Origin of the sequence: Jannaschia aquimarina (assembly GCF_000877395.1) — a bacterium.
Taxonomy (GTDB): domain Bacteria; phylum Pseudomonadota; class Alphaproteobacteria; order Rhodobacterales; family Rhodobacteraceae; genus Jannaschia; species Jannaschia aquimarina.
Genome location: NZ_JYFE01000032.1, coordinates 1 through 24,433, shown reverse-complemented (window position 1 = coordinate 24,433; position 24,433 = coordinate 1). Strand labels below are relative to the sequence as shown.

Sequence of the window (24,433 nt, the reverse complement as noted above, 5' to 3'; positions counted from 1 at the left end):
CATGGAGTTCGCCTCTCTCGACGACCTCAGGGCCGGTGTCCGGCTGCTGGGACCCGGACCGGTCTGCCTCGTGCTGTGCGAGGATGATGCCGGGATCGAGGGCAGTCTGACCCATCATCTCGGGATCGGCTTTCGCGCGGTGATCCTCGCGCTTCCGCCTGGCGTCGGCACCGGCCTCGGCGGGCTTCCCGAGGGCGCCCATGTCCTGCGCTTGGCGCAGCGCCCCGCCGACCTGGCAGAGGTCTGCGTGAACGAGATGATCGACATACTGCCTCCGGGCACATGGCTCGCCTACACCTACAATGCGGAGTTCCTGTTCTACCCGTTCGCAGAGACGCGACGCATCGGGGAAGCCCTGGCGTTCTGCGCGGAAGAGCGGCGCGACGCGGTCCTGACCTTCGTCGTGGATCTCTATCCCAAAGGCCCTCTGTCCGAGAGTGGCGGCCTTACGCCAGAGGAAGCCTTTCTAGACGAAAGCGGGTATTACGCGCTCGCCCGCCGACGCGATGGCCACACGCTCGAACGTCAACTCGACTTCTACGGAGGTCTGCGCTGGCGGTTCGAGGAATTCGTGCCGCCCGCGCGTCGGCGCATCGACCGCATCGCGATCTTCCGCACGAAACCGGCACTTCGTCTGCTGCCCGATCATCGCCTGACCGACGAGGAAATGAACACCTATGCCTGCCCGTGGCATAATTCGATGACGGCTGCGGTGGCGTCGTTCCGTGCGGCGAAAGCCCTTGCGGCGAACCCGCTCTCCCGGAACCGGATCGCACGTTTCGACTGGCCGGGTTCGATCCCGTTCGAATGGCGCGCGCAGCAACTCATGGATCTCGGCCTGATGGAACCGGGACAGTGGTTCTAGGGGGGAGAACACAGGGGTAGCTTGAGGCAGGACAAGACCACAGGCGCGCCAAAAAAAACGCCCGGCACCTGCGTAACAAGTGCCGGGTCGCGGTCGGGATGACACCTCCGCCAAATCGACCGCATGATTCCTTGCCATCGCAACGCTCGGCGACGTCGGCACGAAAAAGGCGCGCCTGATGGCGCGCCTTCGATCCGTTCAACGGCCCGATCAGGCTTCGACCGTCTGGCCTTCAATCGCCTTTGCGTCGACAGATCCGTGCGAGGCGATCTGGATCTGACGGGGCTTCAGGGCTTCGGGAACCTGACGCTCCAGTTCGATGTGAAGCATTCCATCCTCGTGGCGGGCTCCGGTCACGTGAACGTGATCGGCCAGTTGGAAGGTCTTCTCGAAAGCCCGGGTCGCGATCCCGCGATGGAGATAAGTGCGCTTGGCGTCGCCCTTCTCCTTGCGCGCGGCAACGATCAGCGCGTTCTCCCGAACTTCGACGTTCAGGTCCGACGGCGCAAAGCCGGCCACGGCGACGGTGATTCGGTAGGCGTCATCGCCGGTCTTCTCGATGTTGTAGGGGGGATAACCGTTCGTCGCGACGTCGTTCGTCATGACACGGTCCAGAAGGTCGGCCATGCGGTCGAAACCAACGGTGGCACGGTAGAGCGGCGTGAAGTCATAGGTGCGCATCTTTGCATCCTCTTGAAGCGATACATTGCTTTCCCCCTCCGGCGAGGACGGGGGCGGTGTCTTGCGGACCCGAAACCGGCGTCCGACGACAGAGATTTGGGTGGACTTATTCCGGCGTTCAAGAGCCCGGCTCGACCCTTTCGACCAGTTCCGCCACGCGCGGCCCCAAGGCATCCACGATGACCTCGACCCCTTCGGCATTGGGATGGATCCCGTCGGCCTGAAGGTATCGCGCGCGGGCTTCCTGCATCGGGAGTTCGGCCGTCAAGGGCCCCAGAAAGCTGACCTCGTGCAGCGCGTCGTGTTCGGCTGCGAGGGCGGGATACATCTCATCGAAGGCCTGCTGAAAGGCGGCGCCGTAATTGCCGGGCGCCTCCAGACCGACCAGCAGCACCTCGATGCCTTCTTCGCGCAGGCGCGACAGGATCCCGTCCAGATTGGCCCGACTTGCCGTCGGATCGATGCCGCGCAGCAGGTCATTGCCGCCGAGCGCCACAATGGCCGCATCCGGTTCCGAAGAGAGCGCCCAGTCCAGCCGGGCCAAGCCGCCGGCCGTCGTATCGCCGGATACCCCTGCATTCACGACCTCGGCGGAATACCCTTTGTCTTCGAGCCAATCCTGCAGGACCGGCACGAAGCCCTCGCCTTCCGGCAGGCCGTAGCCAGCGGTCAGGCTGTCGCCCAGCGCAAGAACGCGCACCTCCTGTGCGCCGGCCGCGACGGGAACCCAGACAAGAGCCGCGAGGAGCGGCTTGCGGGCCGCAGAGACCGCCCCATATCCGATTGACGCACACCACGACCGGAGTTCCGCCCAGATGCTCGATCTCAAAGACGTTTCCCTGTCCCTCGACGGCAATGCCGGGGTGGTCGAGATACTGCATGGGATAACGCTCTCGGTTCCCGAGCGCGAGACGGTGGGGCTGGTCGGACCTTCGGGCAGCGGCAAGTCTTCTCTCCTCATGGTCATGGGCGGACTGGAACGCGCCACTGGCGGCGAAGTGATGGCGCTGGGCCATGACCTCACCGCGATGGACGAGGACGCCCTTGCCCGCTTCCGCCGGGAGCATATGGGGGTGGTGTTCCAATCCTTCCACCTGATCCCGACGATGACCGCGTTGGAGAATGTGGCCACCCCCCTCGAACTCGCTGGCGTTGCGGACGCCTTCGACCGGGCCGCGGAGGAACTGGAGGCGGTCGGCCTCGGTCATCGGACGGGGCACTACCCCGCCCAGATGTCGGGCGGCGAGCAGCAGCGCGTGGCCCTCGCCCGCGCCGCCGCGCCGCGTCCGGACATCCTCTTGGCGGACGAGCCGACGGGCAACCTGGATGCCGCGACGGGGGAACAGATCATGGATCTGCTCTTCGGATTGCGGGACCGGCACGGCTCCACCCTGATCCTCGTCACCCATTCGCGAGAACTTGCCGAGCGGTGCGATCGGACGATCCGCCTCGTGGACGGACGCCTGTCCGAAGAGACCCGCCGGGCGGAGGCGGCGGAATGACCGGCCCGACCATCGACCAGGGCATCGCACCTCATCACGCCGTGTCGGATCGCGCTGGAATGGCGTCCGAGTTGTCGCGCCGCCCCACGACCGGCATCGGGTGCATCCGATGAGCACCTTGACCAATGCACGCCGCATCGCCGTCAGGGAATTGCGCGGAGGCCTCGCCGGGTTCCGCATCTTTCTGGCTTGCCTCGCGCTGGGTGTCGCGGCGATCGCGGCCGTCGGTTCCGTTCGGGTGTCGATCACCGAAGGACTTGAGCGGGAGGGCCGCAACATCCTGGGCGGCGATGCGGAGGTCGAAATCGCCTACCGCTTCGCCAGCGAGGAAGAGCGCGCGCTTCTCGACCGCCTGACCACAGATGTCTCGGAGATCGTCGACTTCCGGTCCATGGTCGCGACGGGAACCGGGCTTGAGGCCGAACGGGCGCTCACCCAGGTGAAGGCGGTCGACGACGCCTACCCCCTCGTCGGCGAGGTGGAACTCGACCCCGCAATCCCGCTCGAAGAGGCGTTGGCCGGAGATCGTATCGTCGTGCATCCCGTCCTCGCCGATCGCTTGGGCGTCGAGGTGGGTGACACGCTCTACATGGGGGACAAGCCGTTCGAGCTGTCCGCCCGCCTCGTTCGGGAACCCGATCTGGGGGCGGCAGGCTTCGGGCTCGGGCCGCGGACCTTGGTGCGGACCGAAGCATTGGAAGGGACCGGCCTTTTGTCCGCAGGGTCGCTTTTCGAGACCGAGTATCGTCTCGCCCTGCCGCCGGAGACGGACAATGCCCGTCTGGATGCCGTGCGCGCGGAGGTCGAGGCCGCGCTGGAAGGGACCGGCATGCGCTGGCGCGATCGCCGGAACGCCGCACCTCAGGTTGAGCGTTTCGTCGACAGGATCGGCGCATTCCTCGTGCTTGTCGGTCTCGCCGGGCTGGCCGTGGGCGGGGTCGGCGTCTCGGCCGCCGTCCGCGCCTATCTGGAGGCCAAAACCCCGGTGATCGCGACGCTGAAGACGCTTGGGGCGGAAAGCAGAACGATCTTCGCCGCCTACATGATGCAGATCGCCGCGCTTGCCGCGCTGGGCATCTTCATGGGTCTGATCCTCGGTACCGCGATCCCCCTCGCCGCCGGACCTCTGATCGAGGCGCGTTTGCCGGTCCCGGTGGCCTTGGGCGTCCATGTCCAGCCGCTGGCCGAGGCCGCGCTCTACGGCGCGCTGACGGCTTTGATCTTCACGCTCTGGCCGCTGGCGCGGACCGAAGGCGTAAGGGCTGCCTCGCTATTCCGGGATGCTGCCGGGCCGTCGCGCGGCCTGCCGCGCCCGCCCTATCTGGCAGCTCTGGCCGCGCTTGTGGCCGTCTTGGTGACATTGTCGGCCGTGCTGTCAGGCATTCCCATTCTTGCGCTCGCCGCAGCCGGCGGGATTGCGGTGGCCCTGGCGGTGCTCGTCCTCGCCGCGTTCGGCCTTCGCCGGCTGGCGGCAAGGCTGTCGCGCAGTCCGGCGGTCCGGGGTCGCCCGGCATTGCGAGCGGCGCTCGGCGCCGTCGGCGGACCGGGCGGCGAAGCCACGGCGGTCGTCCTGTCGCTGGGTCTCGGGCTGACCGTGCTGGCCGCCGTTGGCCAGATCGATGCCAACATGCGCGCAGCCATCGACCGCGATCTGCCGGAGGTCGCGCCCAGCTACTTCTTCGTGGACATCCAACCCAACCAGCTGGAGGGCTTTCTCGATACGGTCGAAAACGACCCTGCCGTCACGCGGGTCGATACCGCCCCGATGCTGGGCGGCGTGGTCCAGTCCCTGGGCGGCCGGCCCGCCTCCGAGATCGACCATTGGGTGACCCGGGGCGACCGGCGTGTCAGCTTTGCCGACACCTTGCCCGAAGGCACCCGGATCACGAGCGGCGAATGGTGGCCGGAGGGCTATACCGGAGAGCCGCAGATCAGCTTCGCGCAGGAGGAAGCCGACGAGTTGGGAGTGGAACTCGGCGACGAAGTGGTGATCAACGTCCTCGGGCGCGACATAACCGCTACCGTGACCAGTCTGCGGGAAGTGGACTTCTCGTCCGGCGGGATCGGCTTCGTGATGGTCTTCAACGAGGCGGCACTCGCCGGGGCGCCCCACACGTGGCTTTCGACCGTCTACGCCGAAGACGAGGCCGAGGCCCGCATCCTGCGGCAAGTCGCGGCCGATGCCCCGAATATCACCGCGATCCGTGTGCGCGATGCCGTCGCGCTGGTGACCGAGGCCCTCGGTGCGCTGGCGGCAGCCACGTCCTGGGGCGCAGGCGCCACGCTGCTGACCGGCTTCGTCGTCCTGATCGGTGCCGCCGCGGCGGGAGAACGGGCGCGCGTCTTCGAGGCGGCCGTGCTCAAGACCCTCGGGGCGACCCGGCGGACGATCCTGGCGAGCTTTGCTCTGCGCTCTGCGCTTCTGGGTGGCGCGGCAGGTATCGTGGCGATCATCGGCGGCGCGTTGGCCGGATGGGGCATTATGCGCCTCGTCATGGAAGCCCCCTATAGCTTCGAGCCTGTTTCGGCCTTCGCCATCGTGGTGGGCGGCGCGATTGCTACGCTTTTGGCAGGGCTCGCCTTCGCCTGGCGGCCCTTGGGGGTGCGTCCCGCGAGGGTCCTCCGCGGGCGCGACTGACCGGCGGCAGCCACCTCCTCCGCTCTGGCGGACTTGCGTGGATCCCCCGGTCGTGCGACGACCGGGGCCCACGATTGCGACAGGTGAGCCTTGTCCCCGACCGACCGTCCGAACGCCCTGCCCCGCAATGAGGGACTGCCCTTCGATGCCGGGATCATCGAAGGCGTGCGCACCAACACTCCGGGCGTGCTCCGACGGGCCGGCACGATCGGGGCGCGGCGCTCTCTGAAGAAAGACTGGCAGGCCGCTTGGCTTGCCCGCGCGGTGAGCATGATCGACCTCACGACGCTGGCAGGGGACGATACGCCCGGACGCGTGCGGCGGCTCTGCGCCAAGGCACTGCGCCCCGTGCGGCACGACCTTCTGGATGCGATCGGGCTGCCCGACCTGACCGTCGGCGCGGTCTGCGTCTACCACGAGATGGTGCCGGTCGCCGTCGACGCGCTGGCCGGACGCCTTCCGGTGGCCGCCGTCTCGACCGGTTTCCCGGCGGGCCTGTCGCCGTTCCGGCTGCGTTTGGCCGAGATCGAGGAGAGCGTCGCGGCCGGCGCGTCCGAGATCGACATCGTGATCTCGCGACGCCACGCGCTGACCGGCGACTGGCAGGCGCTCTACGGCGAGATGCGAGAGATGCGCGCGGCGTGCGGCGACGCCCACGTGAAGGCGATTCTGGCTACCGGAGAACTGGGCAGTTTGAGAAACGTCATGAAAGCTTCGCTGGTTTGCATGATGGCGGGGGCGGATTTTATCAAGACGTCGACAGGCAAGGAGAGCGTGAACGCGACGCTTCCGGTCAGCCTCGTCATGATGCGGGCGATCCGGGAATACGAAGCGATGACCGGCTTCAAGGTCGGCTACAAGCCGGCGGGCGGGATCTCGAAGGCGAAAGACGCGATCACGTATCTCGCGCTACTCAAGGAAGAGTTGGGGGACCGCTGGCTTCGCCCGGACCTGTTCCGGTTCGGGGCCTCATCGCTCCTTGCGGATATCGAGCGTCAACTGGAGCATCACGTGACCGGGCGGTACTCCGCAGGCTACCGGCACGCCGTGGGGTGAAGCCGGGGGCGCAGCCCCGGATCCCCATGGTTTTCGGATGAGATAAGGACCCTGGCCCGGTCCGAGAGGCGAGGCGGACCATGAACGTGGCGGAGATTTTCGAGAACATGGAATGGGGCCCGGCCCCAGAGGCCAGGGACGAGGCCGATGCCTGGCTCGAAAGCCATGGACGGGCATTCGGTCACTTCATCGGAGGCAAGCGCGACAAGCCGGGTGAGACCTTCGCGACGGTGAACCCCGCCAATGGCGAAGAACTGGCTCAGGTCACGCAGGGCACAGAGGCCGACGTCGCGCGGGCGGTGGAGGCCGCGCGGAAGGCGCAGCCCGCCTGGGAGAAGCTGGACGACCACGACCGGGCGCGCGTCCTCTACGCCATCGCGCGGGGCCTTCAGAAACACGCCCGCCTCTTTGCGGTGCTCGAGACGCTGGATACGGGCAAGCCGATCCGCGAGGCACGCGACATCGACGTCGCGCTTGCCGCGCGTCACTTCTATCATCACGCGGGGCACGCCGAGTTGCGCGGCGAACTCGTCCCCGGGCGCATGCCATGGGGTGTCTGCGGTCAGATCGTACCATGGAATTTTCCGCTGCTCATGCTGGCCTGGAAGGTCGCGCCAGCATTGGCGATGGGCAATTCCGTCGTTCTGAAGCCCGCAGAGTGGACGCCGCTGACGGCACTTGCCTTCGCGGATATCTGCGAGACGGCCGGTGTGCCCCCCGGTGTCGTCAACATCGTGACCGGTGACGGGGCCACGGGCGCCGCGCTCGCGCGCGCCGAGATCGACAAGCTTGCCTTCACGGGGTCGACCGAGGTCGGACGGACCTTGCGCCGCGAGACGGCCGGGCGCGGCATCGGCCTGACGCTCGAGCTCGGAGGCAAGTCGCCGTACATCGTCTTCGAAGATGCCGACATCGACGGCGCGGTCGAAGGGCTGGTCGATGCGATCTGGTTCAATGGGGGCCAAGTCTGCTGCGCAGGGGCGCGTCTTCTGATCCAGGAAGGCATCTCGGAAGAGTTTCTGTCGCGCCTCAAGACGCGGATGGGCAAGATCCGCGTGGGCGATCCGCTCGACAAGTCCGTGGATATGGGCGCGATGGTCCATTCGGAGCATAAGGCCCGGGTCGAGGCCTTGCTGGCGCAGACGGCGGGTGAGGTGCATCGTGGAACCGCGCCGGACGGCTGCTTCCTGCCACCGACGCTGGTCAGCGGGCTGCATTCAGCCGATCCGCTGATGCAGGAGGAGGTGTTCGGCCCCGTCCTCGCCGCAACGACGTTCCGCACCCCGGCCGAGGCGGTCCAGTTGGCCAACGACACGTCCTACGGCCTGGCGGGCAGCGTCTGGTCGCAGGATCTGGACCATGCTCTCGATATCGCGCCGCGGATCGATGCGGGAGTCGTCTGGGTGAACGGGGCCAACATGCTCGACGCCGCCGCTCCGTTCGGCGGCATGAAGGAGAGCGGCTTCGGGCGCGAGGGCGGCGTCGCCGGGCTGTCGGCCTACCTTCGGCCCGAGCAGGGGTCCAAGCTGAAGGCGCCACGGACGCATCAGGCAGGGCCCGCACCGACGGATGCGGTCGACCGGACCGCGAAGCTGTATATCGGTGGCAAGCAGGCCCGGCCCGATGGTGGCTACACCCGCCCCGTTGCCGGACCGAAGGGCATGGTCGGGGAAGTGGGGATCGCCAACCGCAAGGACGTGCGCAATGCCGTCGAAGCCGCGTCCGGCGCAAGAGGCTGGTCCGGGACCACGGCGCATCTGCGGGCACAGATCCTGTACTACCTTGCCGAGAACCTGTCGGCCCGCGCAGACGAATTCGATACCCGCCTCGCCGCTCAGACGGGCGGGAAGCCCGAGGCGGCGCAGGCCGTCCGCCACCTGTTCCGCTGGGCCGCCTGGGCCGACAAGCATGACGGCCGGGTGGTCGGCGTTCCGATGGGCGGCCTCGCGCTCGCGCTTAACAGGCCCGTCGGCGTGATCGGCGCCTTCGCGCCAGAAGAGGCCCCGCTGATCGGCTTGGCTCAGATCATCGGAGCTACGCTTGCGACCGGCAACCGGCTCGTCCTCGTCGCACCCGAGACGGCGCCGCTGACCGCGACCGACCTCTATCAGGTCCTGGACACGTCCGACGTCCCTGCGGGCGTTGTGAACATCCTGACCGGCGACCACGCGGAATTGGCGCCCCACCTTGCCGGACATGCCGGAATAGGCGCCTGCTGGTCGTTTTCCTCGGCCGATATCTCCGGTCTGGTCGAGCGGGAGGCCGCGTCCGCACTGACGCGGACATGGGTCAACAACGGACATTCGCGCGACTGGGCCGGCCGGGACGCCGCCCCATGGCTGGAGGCTGCGACGGAAATCCAGACGGTCTGGATCCCCTTCGGTCTATGACTTGGCAAGAGATCGCGGCGCAGACGTTCTCGGACACGTTGGGGCAGATCGACGGGCCCCTGGGAACCCTGATCGCGGGGCTGGTCTTCGGGCGCCCCGAAGGCGGTGGCCCGTGTGTCATCGGGCGCGGGCACCCGGATGCACCGCCTCCGTCAGGGACCCGGTCGGTCTTCGTTGACGGGGATCTCCACATCGACGGCACGCTGAACCTGTACGAGATGGGCGGCGGCCATGGCGAGACCGTGTTCGTGGTGACGGGCGACCTGAGCTGTGATCGTCTCGTCAATACGCGCGGTGGCGTTCTGCTCGTCGGAGGCGATCTGACCGTCCGCGAGATCGCGTTCAATGCCCACGAATCCGCATATTTCGCCACCTTGGGACGAACGGAGATCTGGTTCTATCAGGGGGTCGATATCTGGCTCGAGACCGGCGGGGCTGCGCGACTGCGATACGGCGACGGCTATGCCCTGCCGATCGGATACTTGAACGCCGCTGGGCAGGCGATCCGGCCGGACCATGGCGAGATCGAGAGCTATGCGAGGCTCGGGCTGACGCGCGGTTCCCTCCGGGAGAAAGCGACAGCGCTGGATGAGGCGATCATGGCAGGGGTGCCTCTCTACCGGCGCTAGTCTGGCCCGGCCGGGCTGCGTGCAACAGGCAGGCCACCGGCAGGGATGCGACGCGGCGTGTAGAGGTTCGGCCTATGCTCCAGCGCTGTAGCCAAGCACATCCTCGGATCCGTCAGCGATGGGTTCGATGACGCGGACCTCGGGCGCTTCCCTGCGAAGGGTCGTCCTGATGGCGGCGGCGAGGGTCTCGAACGCCGTGGCTTGCGGAGCCCGCTTGCGCCAGACCATCCCGATATCCCGACCCGGCTCCGGATCGCTAAGCGGGCGGGCGGTGACCAGCGCTTCGCGCGCGACCTCGGATCGGACATAGAGCGCGGGGAGCACCGAAAGCCCCAACCCCGTCGCGACCATCTGCCGGAGCGTGTCGAGCGATGTTCCTTCATAGTCGAGCGACAATTCCGCACCGACCTCTCCGGCCAGCGCCGCGACGGTATCGTGCAGCCGGTGCCCCGCCTCCAGCGTCATGAGAACCTCTCCGCGCAGAGCGGTGCGCGGGACCTCCGCCTGCGCGGAGAGATGGTGGTCGGACGGCATGACGAGCAGGAGCGGCTCATGGAAGAGCGGCGCGGCGGTCAGGTCCGTGGCATCCAGCGGCAACGGGAAAAACAGCGCATCCAAGCCGCCATCCCGAAGTCTTGTCAGCAGATCCAGGGCGGTGCCCTCGCGGACGTAGAACTTCAGATCCGGATGCGCGGAATGCAGGTTCGGAATGATCAGAGGCAGGAAGTAGCTGCCCAAAGAACCGACGATCCCGATCCGCATCGTCGCAGACAGAGGGTCCGCGCCGGCACGGGCCAGCGCTCGGATGTCTGCAACGTCCCGCAGGACGGCGCGGGCCCGGGTCGCGACCTCCGCTCCGATGGGCGTCAGCGTCACGCCCGAACGGGACCGCTCGACGAGTTGAACGCCGAGCTTCGCCTCCAATTCCTTCAATTGGGCCGAAAGCGTGGGCTGCGTGACATGGGTCGCGTCGGCGGCGCGCCGAAAGTGCAGCGTGTCCGCGACTGCCACAAGATATCTGAATTGCTGGAGGGTTGGCACGATCTGCTCCAGTTCTATCTCCGGTCGTGTCGAAAACAGGTAGCGTCCCGCTTGACGTGTCAATGTCTTTGGCTATCTGGAATTGGACTGACGATAGAGAAGATCAATGGCCGCTGGATCCGCAAAACGACGCCCGTTGGGGGGCACCCCGGGCATCGTCTCGATCGCGCTCCCTGCGGCGGCCTTCGCCTGGTTCTGCCTCCTCATCCCGCAGGTCGCGAACGGTCCCCTGTTCTGGTCCGTCGAATGGGTCCCCTCCCTGGGCGTCGAGATCGGCCTGTGGATCGACGGGCTGTCGCTTCTCTTCGCACTGCTCATCACCGGCATCGGAACGCTGGTCGCGCTCTACTCTTCCGCCTATCTGGGCGGGGACGATCATTACACGCGCTTCGTCTGCTATCTCCTGGCATTCATGGTCGGAATGCTGGGGCTCGTCCTTTCGGATAACCTGCTGGCCCTCTTCGTGTTCTGGGAAGTGACCACGATCTCTTCCTATTTGCTGATCGGGTACAAGGCGGACGATCCGGCATCCCGGCGCAACGCGCTGCAAGCGCTCGTCGTGACCGGAACGGGCGGATTGGCGTTTCTGGCCGGCATCGTCCTGATCGGCGCGGCAGGTGGCGGCTTTCAGATCTCGCAGCTTCCGGACCTTTCGGAGCATGTCCTCTATCCCGCGATCCTGGTGCTGGTGCTTGCAGGGGCGTTCACGAAGTCGGCGCAGGTTCCGTTCCATTTCTGGCTGCCGAACGCCATGGCCGCCCCCACACCGGTCAGTGCCTATCTGCACTCGGCGACCATGGTTAAGGGCGGCGTGTACCTCATGGCGCGCCTCAACCCCTCGCTGGGCAATTCCGAGGCCTGGACCATCGCGCTGTGTGCCTTCGGAGGCGTCACGGCCGTCTTTGCCAGCATCATGGCGCTCAAGCAGACCGACATCAAACAGGTCTTGGCCTGGACGACCCTGATGGCTCTGGGAACGTTGACGCTGTTCATCGGGGCGGGAACCGAGGCGGCGATCAAGGGAATGGTCGTGTTCCTGCTGGTCCACGCCCTCTACAAGGCGGCGCTGTTCATGGTCGCGGGCCTGATCGATCATGGCACAGGAACTCGGGACGCGAATGTCCTCTCGGGATTGATGAAAGCCATGCCGATCACCTTCATCGCCGCAATCGTCGCGGGTGCGAGCATGGCCGGGCTGCCGCCGCTCTTCGGCTTCCTCGGCAAGGAGTATCTCTACGACGCGGCTTTGGAACAGGACGTGCTGAGCCGAGGCGGCGTGCTTTGGGTGGCCGGTTGCGCCTTTGCGGCATCGGCACTCATGGTCGCGGCCGCCGGGATCGTCGCGTGGCGCCCCTTTGTCGGCCCGAAGGCCGAAACCCCGGTCAAGCCGCACGAGGGGCCATGGGGCATGTGGATCGGCCCCCTGATCCTGGCCGCGCTGGGCGTTGCCTTCGGCGTGATCCCAAGCCTCTCGACCATCGTGCTGGAGCCGGCGGCGACGGCAGTCATGGGCGCACCGGTCCCGGTCGAGCTGAAGCTCTGGGCAGGCGTGACCCCAGCTCTGATCCTGTCGCTGATCACCTTCGCGACAGGCTTCCTGCTCTACTGGAAACACCGCGCCATTCGGCGGGGCCTTGGCCGGTTACGGGATCGCGCGGATCCGGCCTGGGACGGGATCATGGACGGCGTCGCCGGCGGATCGAAATGGCTGGCCAAGACGGTGCAGGCCGGCTCACTCCGCACTTATATCTTCATCACGTTCCTGACGCTCGCCGCCGTGTTACTGACGACGATATGGCGGACCGGCGCCCTGCCCTCTGCGCCTCCTCTGGACGATCTGCGCCTGAAGCACTGGTCGATCCTGATCTTCATCACCGCGGGTGCGGCCGTTGCGGCCGTCACGAACAGCCGGATGACGGCGATCGCCGCCCTCGGCACGGTCGGCGTCGGCGTGGCCCTCGTCTTCATCATCTTCGGCGCGCCCGACGTCGCGATCACCCAACTCCTGATCGAAGTGCTTCAGGTGGTGTTGGTCGCGGTCGCCATGCTGAAGCTGCCGCACATGAAGCCGGATGTCGTGAGCCGGATCCGCGGTTGGGATCTGATCCTGGCGCTGTCCATCGGCGCGATGACGACGGTCGTCATGTTGATGGTCATGACGACGCCGCTGGACCTGCGGATCACGCAGTTCTTCGAAGCGACCAGTGCGCCCATCGCGCACGGACGCAACATCGTGAACGTGATCCTCGTCGACTTCCGCGCGCTCGACACGTTTGGCGAGATCGCCGTGGTCGCCATCGCGGCGCTTGGGGCCTACGCGCTCCTGCGGGGCACGCGGAGGAACACCTGACATGGGCACGTCTCTGATCGTCCGCGCCGCCACGCGCGTCCTTGTCGGGCTTCTGCTCGTCTTCTCCATCTACATGCTGCTGCGCGGCCATAACGAACCGGGCGGCGGTTTTATCGGCGGCTTGATCGGGGCGACCGGCTTCATCCTTTACGCGATCGCGCATGGATGCCGCGCCGCGAGAGAGGCCTTGCGCGTCGAGCCCCAGACCATCGCGATGGTCGGTCTCGGCATCGCGCTCTTCGCTGGGCTCGTACCGATGATGATCGGAGACGCCCTCTTCGAGGGGATGTGGCTCTTTCTCGCCGCAGATCCGGCCGATCCGAACGACAAGGGAATTCCCCTGTCGAACATCCTCGTCTTCGACGTCGGGGTCTATCTCGTCGTGCTCGGGTCCGTCCTGACGCTCGTTCTTGCGCTGGAGGAAGAGGTCTGATGGAAACGCTCCTTGCACTCATGGTGGGGGCGCTGATCGCGGCGGCTGTCTATCTGATGCTCGCTCGGAACGTCTTGCGATTCCTGTTCGGGCTGATCCTGATCTCGAACGCGGCGAACTTGGTCATCTTTGGCTCTGGTGGCCTGACCCCCGAAGCACCGCCCCTGATCGCCTACGGCGCGTCGGCCCCGCCGGGCGGCGTTGCGAACGCTCTGCCCCAAGCGCTCGTCCTGACCGCGATCGTCATCGGATTCGGACTGTTCGCCTTCGCGCTGGTCCTCGTCTATCGCGGCTATCAGAACCTCGGAACGCTCGACAGCGAAGAGATGCGGATCGCGGAGCCGCGCGAATGATCCTTCTGACGGCTCCCCTGATCGCCACGTTCGTCGCTGCGGTTCTGGCATTCCTGTTTCGACGGAACCGCGAAGGCCGCTGGATCTCCGTGGCGGGATCCGCAGTCCATCTGGGGGCGGGGCTGGCCCTGCTGTTCGAGGTCATGGGCAACGGGCCGATCGCCGCGCAGATGGGCGGCTGGCCCGCACCCTTCGGAATCACGCTGGTCGCGGACACGCTGTCGGCCGTGATGGTCGTGATTACCGGGATCACGGCGCTGGCCGTGTCGATCTACGCCGTTGCAGACATCGGTGAAGAGATCGAGGAACTCGGCTACCACGCGCTGTTCCAGGTCTTGATCGCAGGCGTGACGGGCGCGTTCCTGACCGGCGATCTGTTCAACCTCTACGTCTGGTTCGAGGTCATGTTGATCTCGTCTTTCGGCCTTCTGGCAATGGGTGGGAGCCGCGCGCAGCTGGATGCCGGGATCAAGTACGTCACGCTGAACCTGATCTCCACGATCCTCTTTCTGAGCGCGATCGGTCTGCTCTACGGTGCGACGGGAACGCTGAACCTCGCGGATCTGAGGGGCGCGGTCGCAGAGGCCGATCCTGGCCTGATGACCGTCATCGCCGGTCTTTTCCTCGTCGGGTTCGGCATCAAGGCAGGCGTCTTTCCGCTCTTCTTCTGGCTTCCGGCTTCCTATCATACACCGTCCTTCGCGGTATCGGCGGTGTTCGCCGGCTTGCTGACGAAGGTCGGGGTCTATGCTCTGATCCGGATGTTCACGCTGGTCTTCGTGCATGATGTCGGGTTCACCCATCAGCTGATGCTGTGGGTCGCCGTCGCCACCATGGTCGTCGGGGTTCTGGGCGCGGCGGCTCAGACCGATTTCCGGCGTATCCTGTCGTTCCACATCATCAGTCAGATCGGGTACATGGTCTTGGGACTGGCGCTGTTGACACCGCTGGCGATGGCGGGGGCCGTGTTCTACCTCGTCCACCATATCGTCGTGAAGGCGAACCTGTTCCTCGTCGCCGGTGTCGCGGACCGGATTGCGGGCGGCACCGATGTCGACAGGATCGGCGGCCTCTACAAGGGCGCGCCCCTTCTCGGCTTCCTGTTTCTGATTCCCGCCTTCAGCCTTGCCGGCTTTCCGCCGCTTTCGGGGTTCTGGGCCAAGTACGTGCTGCTGCAGGCGTCGATGGATCTGTCGATGTGGATCGTCGCGTTCTTCATCCTCGCCGTGGGTCTGATGACGATCTACTCGATGACCAAGATCTGGGGCCGCGCCTTCTGGAAGCCGCATCCCGCCGGGACGGTTCCGCGTCTCTCGCAGTTGAGTGCAGCCGACCGCTTTGCCTTCCTGTTTCCGATTGCGGGTCTGGCGCTCTGGACGATCGTCATCGGCGTTTGGCCGGAGCCTTTCTTCGCCCTGGCAGAACAGGCGGCGGCTGAATTGCTGGATCCGACGCCCTATCTCGATGCTGTATTGGGAGTGTCGGAATGAGCCTTTTCCTCCTCAATCTCTTGCTCGCGGTTGCTTGGGCCGCCTTGACCGGCAGCTTCACGCTCGCAGGTCTTGCGATCGGATTCCTGATCGGTTTCGGCGCGCTCGCTCTCGTATCCCCCCTCTTCGAGGATCGCGGAGGCGGATATTTCCTGCGGGTCTACCGCTGGGTGAAATTGCTGTTGCTCTTCCTGTGGGAGTTGGTGGTGTCCTCGGTCTCGGTCGCATGGGATGTTCTTACGCCTCGCCATCGGGCCCGCCCGGGGATCATTGCCGTCCCGCTCAAAGCGGAAGGCGAAGCGGAGGTATTGTTGGTCACGAACCTGATCTCCTTGACGCCCGGCACCCTGAGCCTTGACGTGACGGAGGATTGCCGGACGCTCTATGTACACGCCATGTTCGCTGACGATCCGGCCGCGATCCGAAAGCAGATCGAGACGGGCATGGAGCGATGGGTGAGGGAGGCTCTGGCATGATCGACGAGATGCCCATCCTCGACTTCGCCATTCAGGTCTCGTTCGTTCTGACGATGTCCGGCGTCGTCCTTGCGTTCCTGCGTCTGGTGAGGGGCCCGTCGCTACCGGACCGCGTCGTCGCTCTGGACGCCATGACAGTCCTCATCGTGGCCTTTTGCGGGCTTTATACACTCCAAACGGGTGTGACTGCATTTCTCGATGTGGCCGTCGTTCTGGCCCTGATCGGATTTCTGGCCACCGTGGCCCTCGCCCGCTTCGTGGAGCGCAAGATCGCCCGCGCGCCAGAGGATCACCTTCGCACCGCCGCCGAGCCGGAGAAGGACCGATGATCCTCGAACTCTTCCTGTCGGCCTGTGTGCTGCTGGGTGGCTTCTTCGCATTCATCGCGGGTCTCGGCGTCTTGCGATTGCCGGACGTCTTGATCCGCATGCACGCCTCGACAAAGGCCGGAACGCTGGCGAGCGGCCTTGTGATGCTGGCCGTCGCCGTGGTCTTTTCAGACCCGCCGACGATCGCGCTGGCGGTTCTGATCGTGGTCTTCCTGCTGCTGACCGCCCCGGTGGGCGCGCATATGATCGGGCGGGCGGCGTTCCGCTCCGGCGTCAAGCTTTGGGATTCGACCGTGGTCGATCCGACCGCTTCCACCAAGCTGGGCGCGCACCGAAACGACGACTGAGACGCGTCGGCGCTTCAGACGCGCGGTTTTCCCTTCCAGGTATCGAGCCAGGCGCGGAACCCGCGGCGCTTTTCGGCCATGGCCTCCGACGCTTCGTCCCATTCCCGGTCCGCCGCGGCCAGCATCGGATCGATCCGTCTGCGACGGAACCGCAGGATGCGGACGCCAATCGCCCAGAGCAGGGCCGCGAGCAGCGTCAGGAAGACGATGTTGAACCACGGAACGATCGTCACGTCGGGGCCTTCGACGGGCCTGACGCCGACCGCGTTGGGAAAGATGGTCAGGAATTCCGACCGCCAGCCGTAATGGGTCAGGACAACCCACTGGGGGTCGGCTGAGGTGCTGATGAGGTCCGAAGCCTCGGCCTGCAGGTTCGAGCTGTCGAGCTTGAAATAGGGCGGCCAACCCCATCCCGTATCCTCGTTCCGGTAGACGGACGCACGGCCATTGGGCCGGATCGTGAAGATGAACCGCACGTCGCGATTGCTCAGCGTTCCGTCTGCCCCGACATCGCCGCTCTGCCAGAAGATCGAGTTCTCGCCGTAATCGACGCGCTGGATCTCGGTATTCACGACGCGGACGATGTCGTGTTGCGGCAGGGTGTAGTGCAGCCACGCCCCGAAGAATGCGACAACCGTCAGACCGAAGATCCATTTGAACCAGCGCATGCGCATCCCCTCAGGCGTAGTTGACCAGGTAGATCAGTGTGCAGATGGCCGTGATCGGCACCACATACACCCCCCAGAGCAGCTTTCTTCGCAGGGACTGGCGATATTCCGTGATGCCGATCTCGACAAAGCGCTCCATCGGCAGCGGGGGCTGCGTTTCGTGCCATTCCTTTTCCAGCCGCTCCCGTTCGCCGGCCCGGAAATAGAAGACGAGGGACCAGTAGATCACCGTGAGCACTACGAGCAGGATCAAGGCAAGGCGTGCAAGTCCGATCATGTCTCCATCCTCAATCCCATGGCCCTTCGCGTCGGATCGGCCAACCTTCCCGCAACGGGACCTTCGGCATCCGAGGGACGGCGTCCGATGCATAGAGCCGCCTCCAGACATCCGCCGTCTGACCAGCGTATCCCGTCGCCAGATTGTTCGCGACCCATGCTTTCCACATCTCCGGCATGGCCGCGTAGCGGGCGTAGAATGCGGACTTGTGGCAGATGTGAAGCTGTCGAAAGTCTTCGGGTCCGATCTCGGCCAGCATCATGTTGACCTTGTCGCGCAGCGGGCCGGGCGCCCCGCGCAGGGTGTGGAAATAGGCCGGGTCGTCGCTGTCGATGCGGGGCCAGTCGCCCCGGCCTTCCGCCCAGGAGAGGACGCGGGCCAGAGAATGAAACGCAGGAGGCAACGCATCGGCATGCCGCGTCGTGGCGCGGCGAAGGGCACGCGGGTCAGGGGTCTCCGGAAGGTGACCGCCTTGCGCAAGGGCGTCGATCGCAAGGATATCCATCTTCTCGCGCAGAATATCGACGGCGTCCGGGCCGCGTCCCTCGACGATGGGCTGGGCCAGGGCGTTGTCGCGGAGGAAACCGGCCACCGCCCCCCGGTCGGACAGCGCGTGGACCGGCAGGTCGCCCAGGATCTCCCGATCCATGGCACGGGCGAGGATCGCGGGCTTCGGGACCGACCGCAGAACGTAGAGACCTCCGTGATGCGAAGTCCAGAAGTCCTGCGCCTCGAAGGAAGGGTTCTCGAAGGTCACGGGCGCGCGGGTCACGTCGCCTGTCCGGCGCGCCAAGTCGATCATCTTGGCGACAAGGACGTCGTCCCACCAGGCATCCGGCTCCGTGCGGAAGCGGCGGATGAGGGCATCAAGCGTCTCGGCGTCCCGCACCGTGCCCGACGTCGTGTCCGCCTCGACCGTGACGCGGCGGATGTCGAGCAGGCGCTCCGGATCCGCGACAGACCAGACCGAGTTCTGAAGCTCGCCCGCCACGGCGTCCCGCGCCGTGAGCGTGAAGAGTTGCGCCTCGTTGGCGGCGATGAACTCACGCAGGATATCGGCGGAATTGGAGAACTTCATCTCCAAGAGCGGCGCATCGGCCTGCCGGGTGGACAGAAGGATGAACTGCCGGTTGCACCCGCCCGGATTCAGGTAATCCATATCCTCGAACTCGTCCCCGATCTCGGGCGAGAAGCCCGACAGATCGACATGGAAGTCTTCCAACTCCGTCCGCCTGCCCGTCAGGTGATCTAGCGCCCGATTGTAGCGCTCGACCAGAGCGGGCGCGGCGACGTGGAACAGGCCGCCGAACATGAGACCGGAGGTGATCAGCCGATGCATCTAGAACGCCCTCCTGCGGATCTGTAGCAGGACAAGTATTGCCGCGAAGGCGACCGCACCCGCGAAAACAGGCCAGATCGGCCCGGCACCCCACGCGACCGGTTCCAAGGTGTAGTCTCCGCTCGGAATCGACTTGGATCGCTCGAATGCGATCTCCCGCAGCTTCAGCCCGTGAACGAGAAACCCCGCGGCTACGGCCCCAGAGAAAGCGAGGATGGCTATCCAGGCAAAGCGACGACTTGTCCGACCCTTCGAGGGACCGGGGACTTCAAGACTGGCAAGCACAAGCAGTCCAATCATCGCGCCAAGGGGCCAGACAGGAAATGGCGGGATCGGATAGATCGGCTGGACGACGAATTGGTCGAGGCCTTCCATCACCAGACCACCTCCTTCCAGCGCTTCGGCAGGCCTGCCAGTGACAGGACCATCATCGGCCCCCACAGGATCGCGGCGCTCGCGCTCAGACGGACGAAGTGCCATGGGTCTTGCGACCAGACCACGTCGCCCGCCTCTCCGTAGAGCCAGACGAACGCGACGACAGCCAGGCCTGCCAGAACGACCGTCGAAACGGCGCCGTTCAGGATCAGCCATCCCACGCCCTCGGGCAGCACCCGCGCGGCCAGGCGGGGCACTGCCCAACCCGCCGCCATCGCCAGCGGCACCTGCCAGAGCAGCGCGCCGATCATCCGCGCCGTTCCATGTACCGGCGCTTCGCCTCCTCCATCCGGCCCATGTCGCGGACGGCGTCCTCGATGGCGACCTCGTCGGACTTGTCGGCGTAGCGGAATTCGCTGTCGGCGTAGCGGTTGATCTCCTGGATCACCATCTCGACGGTGATCGGCACGCGCATCTCTTCGATCCGGGCCAGCTTTTCGTCGTAGGGACGGTGCATGAAGGCGTCGGCGGTCTCGAACCACTCGTCGGGCAGTTCCACGTCCAGCGAACGGACCTTCACGGCGTCGGTGATGTTCTTGATCGCACGGCCGGTGAAGCGCTCGTCCGCCTCCTGGATGCCTTTGAGATAGGTGCCGATCTTGGCGATCGTGTCCAACTCGCCGATCCGGCCGCGCACGTCTTCGAAGACCTGAGCCAGCTTCCGCTCCGCGGGCTGCGAATGCTTCTCAAAGCTCTCGGCCACGGCGCGGGTCAGTTCCTGTGCGGCAAAGAGGTCATGGTCGCCCAGCGGAATGTCGTGACGCTTGCCCAGGAGCAGCGAGAGGATGTCGATGTAATCTTCTCGCGTCTGGGGTCCGTCCACGAGGAACCGCGCCCCAGCCCGCTGACGCAGCGCATCGTCCACATTCTCGGGGTAGTTCGAGAACATGCCGAAGGTGCAGTTGCCGCGCACGACCGTGTTGGCACCAGCGAAGGCTTGCATCAGCACCGCCGTGATCTCCAACTGTCCCGCGCTCGATTGCCGGTCGCCGCGCTTGCCGGCGAGCTGGTCGATATCGTCGATCGTTCCGAAGCCGATCACCTGGGGGTCGAGTACGCCGTCGATGAACGCCTTCGCGTTCTGCGCGGACTTGCCCTGATAGCTGTCGATGCTCTCGGTCGACAGGTTCTCGTAGCGGAACGGGTAGCCGGCGACCTGGCAGTACTCGTTGATCATCCCGGCCATCATCTGAATCAGGGTCGTCTTGCCCGTGCCCGGCGCCCCGTCCCCCATGAAGGTGAAGATGAACCCGCCCAGATCGACGAAGGGGTTCAGCCGCCGCTCGAAATCGTAGGCCATCAGCATCTTCGACAGTTTCAGCGCCTGATGCTTGGCGATGTGGTTTCCGACGACCTCGTGCGGTTTCTTGAACTGCATCACCAGCGGCTTGCCCCGCGCGGCCGTTGCCGGCGTGAAGCCGTCGAGCACCAGATCGTCGGCCTCGATCCGATAGCGGACCTCTCCGAAGGTGGCGGCGCGCGGAGATTGGCGCGCGCGGTCGGCCAGGCGGGCCATCACGACCTCCGCCTGCGCGGCGAGCGTGGCGATCAGGGCGTCATCATCCCCTGCCCCGGCCAGCCGCTGGTCAATCTCCCAGACCAGACCTTCGAGCATCAGTTGCGCATTGTCGGTCAGCACTTCCTCCGGCGGCGGGACTTCCCGGCTTTCGGGCCCACGGAGAGGCGCGAGGAGGAATGCCAAGGCATTGGCGAAGCTGTGGCCCACGGCCAGGGCATCCGCCTCGAGCAATTCCCGGAACTTTGCCGCATCGGCCTCGGGCAGCCGTCCGGCCATGTTCGCGGCCTTCAGCGCGTCGAGACCCGTGCGATCCTCGAACGCGGCGCCGGCCGCCAGCGCGATCGAGAGCGCGCGATGGAGCGCCTTCAGCGCCCCTGCCCGCGCAGGCGTGATGAGCCCCTCGCCCTCGACCGTCTCGCGCAGATGAACGCCGCCGGCGGGCACGCTGCGGCGGGTGGCGAGACCCGGCGTGGTCGAGCGGAAGCGCGATCGCGTTCCAATTCCCGGCGACCGCTCCGCCCGCGGCGCCTCGACGGCCTTTCCGAGACGCGGCGCGTGGTCGAAGCCGTCCAGCAGCCGCATCGCCGCATCGGCCTGCGCCGCGATCTGCGCTTCCGTCATCTCCATCGCATCTGCGGTCTGGCTCATCGGTCGGTCCTTCCGGTCATCTCATATTCGCTGGGCGGCCAGGCTGGGTCACAGCCTTCCTTGGGGCGGCACAAATGTGCAGCGCATCCCGGGGCGTCTCCCGTGACCTCCTCGACCGGTCCACCGGACCGATCGCCGGCTGCGCCGGGACGGAGGTCACCCGGCGCGCCAAAGCCGGCCCTTTCCAGCGACGTAGATCTCGACGCCATCGAAGCCGGGCGCGCGGCTCTCGGCGAAGGTCTGAAACACGGGTTCCGGCAGGATGGCGGCGCGTTCCGTCCGGGTCGCACCGGTCTCGGCCGCCTCGGGTCCGATCAGGCGAAAAATCGTCCGCTCGCGGGTCGAGAACCAACCCGTCCGCTCCGTCTCGGTCCGCTCCGCCTCTAACTCTTCGAGCGCCCAGGCCAGTGCCCAATCCTGTCCGACCGGCGGGCGGGCTCGGTCGAGAACCGGCCCCAGCCCCTCTGTCTGACGGGTATAGGCCGACGAATACATCGGTCCGACCGTCAGCCGCTTGAGCGAGATCGGATGCACGCCCTCGAAATCATCGTCCACGCCCTGCGCCACCGTCACCAGCTTCAACTCCGGCAGGGCCTGCGCCATCAGATGCGCCGAGACGCGTTCCAGCCGCACTGAGTCCTGATCCAACGTGGTTCGGCCGCTGTCGCGGAAGCGCATCATCCAGATCACGGGAAGGTTCCGACGCCCGTCCCAGACGGACCAATGAGCGATGAATTCCTGCCCCGTGCCCGCGAGCGGAATGAGGTCGACCTCGTTGCGCGCGAGAAACAAGTCGCCAGCGAGAGCCTGATGATAGAGCCGCTGGGACAGGGCATACTGAAGATCCGACGGGATCCGCCGCTCGCCCACGATGCGGGCGATCATCGCCTCCTTAAGATCCTCCGCGGACGGCAGGCGGGACAGATGCGCGCCCGCGTTCCGTGCATCGGCGGCCATGGACAGCAACTCCTGCAAGACGGGAAAGCCGCTGGCCGAGCGGTCGACGGTCAGGGATCCCAGAAAGACCCCCGTATCCCGTCCCGTCATCAGGTACTTGTGGCTCAGAGCGCGAAACGTGCCGGCAAGGCGGGTCAGATGAGCCGAGACGATCTCGGTCTCGGCCATGTCCAGCCGTCGACGGTCCCGCATCTCTTCGGCGACCGCAGGCAGATGCGACAGGATCGTCTCGAACTTGGCAAAGTACCGACGTGCCTGACGGTTCTCGGCCAGCCCGACATGGTCGCGGACGAGGTCTTCCTTCAGACTCATCGCGTCACTCGCGGGACCGCTCGGCCTCGACAGCCGTCATGACCGACACGAAGACCGCCGCGCCCGCGCCGCAAACGCCCGCGAAAACCACGATCAGCAACAGGCGCTTGATCAGGCCCGTCGCGGCCGCGCGGCGCTCGGTATGGAGCGGATCGCTCACCCGCCGTAGAGATTGCTGTCGTGCTTTTCGACGATCTGGGCGAAGCGGCGCGCGAAGCGTTCGTCGGCCTTGGCCTTCGCCTCGAGGACGTCGCGGGCGAAAACCATGTGGTCCTCATGCGCTTCCAGCATCTCGGCCATGCGGGTGTTGGTGGCCGCGCCGATGGCGGCCATGGCCTGCTGCGCCTCCTGGTCTGTCTTGACGCCGATCTCGTTGATCCGGTGTGCCACGTCCTGCTGCTGCGCCGTCTTGAGCGACTTGGACAACGCGTCATACAGGACGACCCGTTGCTTGGTGTCGGTCTCCAGCTTGTTGATCAGCACCATCTGCGTGGCCGCCTGATTCTGAAGGCTGTCGACCCAGGTCTTGCCCTTTTCGATATAGCGCTCGAGCGTCTGGCTCTCGGCCAGCTTGACCTGCTCCTGCTGCACCAGCTCGTTGTGGCGCGTATTCATCTCGGCCAGATCGGACTCCAGCTTGGTCCGGGCGGCGGCATCCGTCTCGGAAGCGATCTTGTTCTCGAGCGCGATCAATTCGGGATCCATCTCCCGGACCTGCGCGCGGATCTGTTCCAGGTCGGCAACGGCGGCTTCCCGGTCCTCCAGCGTCAGGGAGAGGTTCCGTTCCACCTGCGTCCGCTGATCCTCGAGCACCTTCAACTGGCCTTGCAGAAGCTGTGTGATCGTGTCCGACTTCGAGATCAGGTCCTGCAGCTTGTCGTCGATGGAGGCACTGCGCAGCCGCTCCTGGCGCATGGACTCGGCCTTGCCGCTGGCGAAGATGCCGATGAGCTTCTCCATCCCCGTCTTCGAACGCATCTCGTCGAAATCCTTGGAGAAACCGGCGGTCACATCGTCGAGACCCATGATCAGCTCGGCGATGTTGGCGTTCATCGCATCCGTGTGGGCCTGCACCTCTTCCAGCGTCGCGTTCTCCACGTCGATGGTGATGCCCTGTTCCAGCTTCTCTCGCGCTTCGCTGATGCGGCTGGTGACCTGAATGATCTCTTGCTGCGTGGCGGCCACCTGGGCCTGGCTTTCGCGGATCTGCGCGTCGAGATTGGCCAAGAATTGGTCCCTCCTGAATACGTTTCACTCTCAGGATGACATGGGGAACGGTGGTCTTCCATAGGAGGGGGCGTGTGACGGTTTCGTGCTAGATATGGCGTCGGGGACACGCAATGGGCCGAAATGTCCGTTCTTCTTGTCCAAATCGGGGCGTGGACGGGCGGAACGGCCAGGGATCCGGTGTCTTCTTCTGGCGAGACAGGGTGATGGGGCTGCGCTCTGACCGGATTGCACCCTGACTGTTGGGCTGAACCCTGAAGGGGAACCTCGTCCGTCCCGCATATTGGGGCGCAGGAACCAGGCGAGATCTGATGTTCGGTCCGGGACCCGGCTAGGGCACCTGTGGCGGATCCGCAACGCAACTGTTGCCGAAAGCCCAGTACACCCCCTGTGCACCCCCCGTGCACCCCCCGTCTGCACAATCGGCACCGAACCGGTTGCGCGCCGCCTTTCGCGGCCCGCCCGGGGGCG

The 24,433-nt window shown here is 65.8% G+C and carries 25 protein-coding genes; 13 read left to right on the top strand and 12 right to left on the bottom strand.

The window, feature by feature from the left end:
* The first annotated feature begins 1 nt into the window (after position 1).
* Positions 2-865, top strand: coding sequence for a glycosyltransferase family protein (locus jaqu_RS08535; protein WP_043918552.1), 864 nt, complete (start codon positions 2-4; stop codon positions 863-865).
* 210 nt (positions 866-1,075) lie between these two features.
* Here the strand turns inward: jaqu_RS08535 and jaqu_RS08530 are convergent, their stop codons facing one another.
* Together jaqu_RS08530 and jaqu_RS08525 are read right to left on the bottom strand one after the other, a co-directional pair.
* Positions 1,076-1,546, bottom strand: coding sequence for an Hsp20 family protein (locus tag jaqu_RS08530; RefSeq protein WP_043918551.1), 471 nt, complete (start codon positions 1,544-1,546; stop codon positions 1,076-1,078).
* 118 nt (positions 1,547-1,664) lie between these two features.
* A complete protein-coding gene (locus jaqu_RS08525) occupies positions 1,665-2,375 on the bottom strand; it encodes an arylesterase (RefSeq protein ID WP_392387218.1) in 711 nt (236 codons plus the stop codon).
* On the opposite strand from jaqu_RS08525, the gene jaqu_RS08520 reads away from it, so the two are divergent.
* From jaqu_RS08520 to jaqu_RS08500, 5 genes are all read left to right on the top strand, one after another.
* On the top strand, positions 2,362-3,048 hold the full coding sequence (locus tag jaqu_RS08520) for an ABC transporter ATP-binding protein (RefSeq protein ID WP_043918550.1): 687 nt from the start codon (positions 2,362-2,364) through the stop codon (positions 3,046-3,048). The genes jaqu_RS08525 and jaqu_RS08520 overlap by 14 nt on opposite strands.
* A gap of 109 nt (positions 3,049-3,157) precedes the next feature.
* A complete protein-coding gene (locus jaqu_RS08515; RefSeq protein WP_043918549.1) occupies positions 3,158-5,686 on the top strand; it encodes an ABC transporter permease in 2,529 nt (842 codons plus the stop codon).
* 90 nt (positions 5,687-5,776) lie between these two features.
* Positions 5,777-6,742 (top strand): deoxyribose-phosphate aldolase, encoded by a 966-nt coding sequence (gene deoC, locus jaqu_RS08510; RefSeq protein WP_043918548.1) that lies wholly within the window; start codon positions 5,777-5,779, stop codon positions 6,740-6,742.
* An 80-nt stretch (positions 6,743-6,822) separates the two neighbouring features.
* A complete protein-coding gene (locus jaqu_RS08505; RefSeq protein WP_043918547.1) occupies positions 6,823-9,132 on the top strand; it encodes an aldehyde dehydrogenase family protein in 2,310 nt (769 codons plus the stop codon).
* Positions 9,129-9,761 carry a hypothetical protein gene (locus jaqu_RS08500; RefSeq protein WP_043918546.1) on the top strand — a complete coding sequence of 211 codons (633 nt, stop codon included), beginning with the start codon at positions 9,129-9,131 and terminating at the stop codon, positions 9,759-9,761. The genes jaqu_RS08505 and jaqu_RS08500 overlap by 4 nt, the downstream gene beginning before the upstream one ends.
* A 72-nt stretch (positions 9,762-9,833) precedes the next feature.
* Here the strand turns inward: jaqu_RS08500 and jaqu_RS08495 are convergent, their stop codons facing one another.
* Positions 9,834-10,865, bottom strand: a complete 1,032-nt coding sequence (locus tag jaqu_RS08495) for a LysR substrate-binding domain-containing protein (protein ID WP_084629588.1) — start codon at positions 10,863-10,865, stop codon at positions 9,834-9,836.
* Between the two features lie 73 nt (positions 10,866-10,938).
* Between jaqu_RS08495 and mbhE the strand changes: the two genes are divergently transcribed.
* The 7 genes from mbhE to mnhG are packed head-to-tail and all read left to right on the top strand — an operon-like array spanning position 10,939 to position 16,580.
* Positions 10,939-13,152 (top strand): hydrogen gas-evolving membrane-bound hydrogenase subunit E, encoded by a 2,214-nt coding sequence (gene mbhE / locus jaqu_RS08490; protein WP_236687822.1) that lies wholly within the window; start codon positions 10,939-10,941, stop codon positions 13,150-13,152.
* A 1-nt stretch (position 13,153) separates the two neighbouring features.
* The gene (locus jaqu_RS08485) at positions 13,154-13,585 is read left to right on the top strand and encodes a Na+/H+ antiporter subunit B (RefSeq protein WP_043918544.1); all 432 of its coding nucleotides are present in this window, start codon (positions 13,154-13,156) and stop codon (positions 13,583-13,585) included.
* Positions 13,585-13,938, top strand: a complete 354-nt coding sequence (locus tag jaqu_RS08480; protein WP_043918543.1) for a Na+/H+ antiporter subunit C — start codon at positions 13,585-13,587, stop codon at positions 13,936-13,938. Before jaqu_RS08485 ends, jaqu_RS08480 begins: the two co-directional genes overlap by 1 nt.
* Positions 13,935-15,428, top strand: coding sequence for a Na+/H+ antiporter subunit D (locus jaqu_RS08475; protein WP_043918542.1), 1,494 nt, complete (start codon positions 13,935-13,937; stop codon positions 15,426-15,428). The genes jaqu_RS08480 and jaqu_RS08475 overlap by 4 nt, the downstream gene beginning before the upstream one ends.
* The gene (locus jaqu_RS08470) at positions 15,425-15,904 is read left to right on the top strand and encodes a Na+/H+ antiporter subunit E (protein ID WP_043918541.1); all 480 of its coding nucleotides are present in this window, start codon (positions 15,425-15,427) and stop codon (positions 15,902-15,904) included. Before jaqu_RS08475 ends, jaqu_RS08470 begins: the two co-directional genes overlap by 4 nt.
* Complete coding sequence (locus jaqu_RS08465) at positions 15,901-16,233, top strand: monovalent cation/H+ antiporter complex subunit F (RefSeq protein WP_236687821.1); 333 nt, start codon at positions 15,901-15,903, stop codon at positions 16,231-16,233. The genes jaqu_RS08470 and jaqu_RS08465 overlap by 4 nt, the downstream gene beginning before the upstream one ends.
* Positions 16,230-16,580 (top strand): monovalent cation/H(+) antiporter subunit G, encoded by a 351-nt coding sequence (mnhG, locus tag jaqu_RS08460; protein WP_043918540.1) that lies wholly within the window; start codon positions 16,230-16,232, stop codon positions 16,578-16,580. The genes jaqu_RS08465 and mnhG overlap by 4 nt, the downstream gene beginning before the upstream one ends.
* Positions 16,581-16,594: 14 nt before the next feature.
* On the opposite strand, the gene jaqu_RS08455 is transcribed toward mnhG, so the two are convergent.
* The 9 genes from jaqu_RS08455 to jaqu_RS08420 all read right to left on the bottom strand — a co-directional run bounded on the left by jaqu_RS08455 (position 16,595) and on the right by jaqu_RS08420 (position 23,962).
* The gene (locus jaqu_RS08455) at positions 16,595-17,248 is read right to left on the bottom strand and encodes a DUF1523 family protein (protein ID WP_043918539.1); all 654 of its coding nucleotides are present in this window, start codon (positions 17,246-17,248) and stop codon (positions 16,595-16,597) included.
* 10 nt (positions 17,249-17,258) lie between these two features.
* Positions 17,259-17,525 carry a hypothetical protein gene (locus jaqu_RS08450; RefSeq protein ID WP_043918538.1) on the bottom strand — a complete coding sequence of 89 codons (267 nt, stop codon included), beginning with the start codon at positions 17,523-17,525 and terminating at the stop codon, positions 17,259-17,261.
* A 10-nt stretch (positions 17,526-17,535) separates the two neighbouring features.
* Complete coding sequence (locus jaqu_RS08445) at positions 17,536-18,864, bottom strand: DUF6638 family protein (RefSeq protein ID WP_043918537.1); 1,329 nt, start codon at positions 18,862-18,864, stop codon at positions 17,536-17,538.
* A complete protein-coding gene (locus jaqu_RS08440) occupies positions 18,865-19,242 on the bottom strand; it encodes a hypothetical protein (protein ID WP_161793846.1) in 378 nt (125 codons plus the stop codon).
* Entirely contained in the window at positions 19,239-19,550 is a 312-nt protein-coding gene (locus jaqu_RS08435) for a hypothetical protein (RefSeq protein WP_043918535.1), read from the bottom strand. Before jaqu_RS08435 ends, jaqu_RS08440 begins: the two co-directional genes overlap by 4 nt.
* On the bottom strand, positions 19,547-21,466 hold the full coding sequence (locus tag jaqu_RS08430; protein WP_043918534.1) for an AAA family ATPase: 1,920 nt from the start codon (positions 21,464-21,466) through the stop codon (positions 19,547-19,549). Before jaqu_RS08430 ends, jaqu_RS08435 begins: the two co-directional genes overlap by 4 nt.
* Positions 21,467-21,622: 156 nt before the next feature.
* Complete coding sequence (locus jaqu_RS08425) at positions 21,623-22,735, bottom strand: hypothetical protein (protein ID WP_043918533.1); 1,113 nt, start codon at positions 22,733-22,735, stop codon at positions 21,623-21,625.
* 4 nt (positions 22,736-22,739) lie between these two features.
* Positions 22,740-22,895, bottom strand: a complete 156-nt coding sequence (locus jaqu_RS21620) for a hypothetical protein (RefSeq protein ID WP_161793845.1) — start codon at positions 22,893-22,895, stop codon at positions 22,740-22,742.
* Positions 22,892-23,962 (bottom strand): coiled-coil domain-containing protein, encoded by a 1,071-nt coding sequence (locus tag jaqu_RS08420; protein WP_043918532.1) that lies wholly within the window; start codon positions 23,960-23,962, stop codon positions 22,892-22,894. Before jaqu_RS08420 ends, jaqu_RS21620 begins: the two co-directional genes overlap by 4 nt.
* Positions 23,963-24,433: the final 471 nt, after the last annotated feature.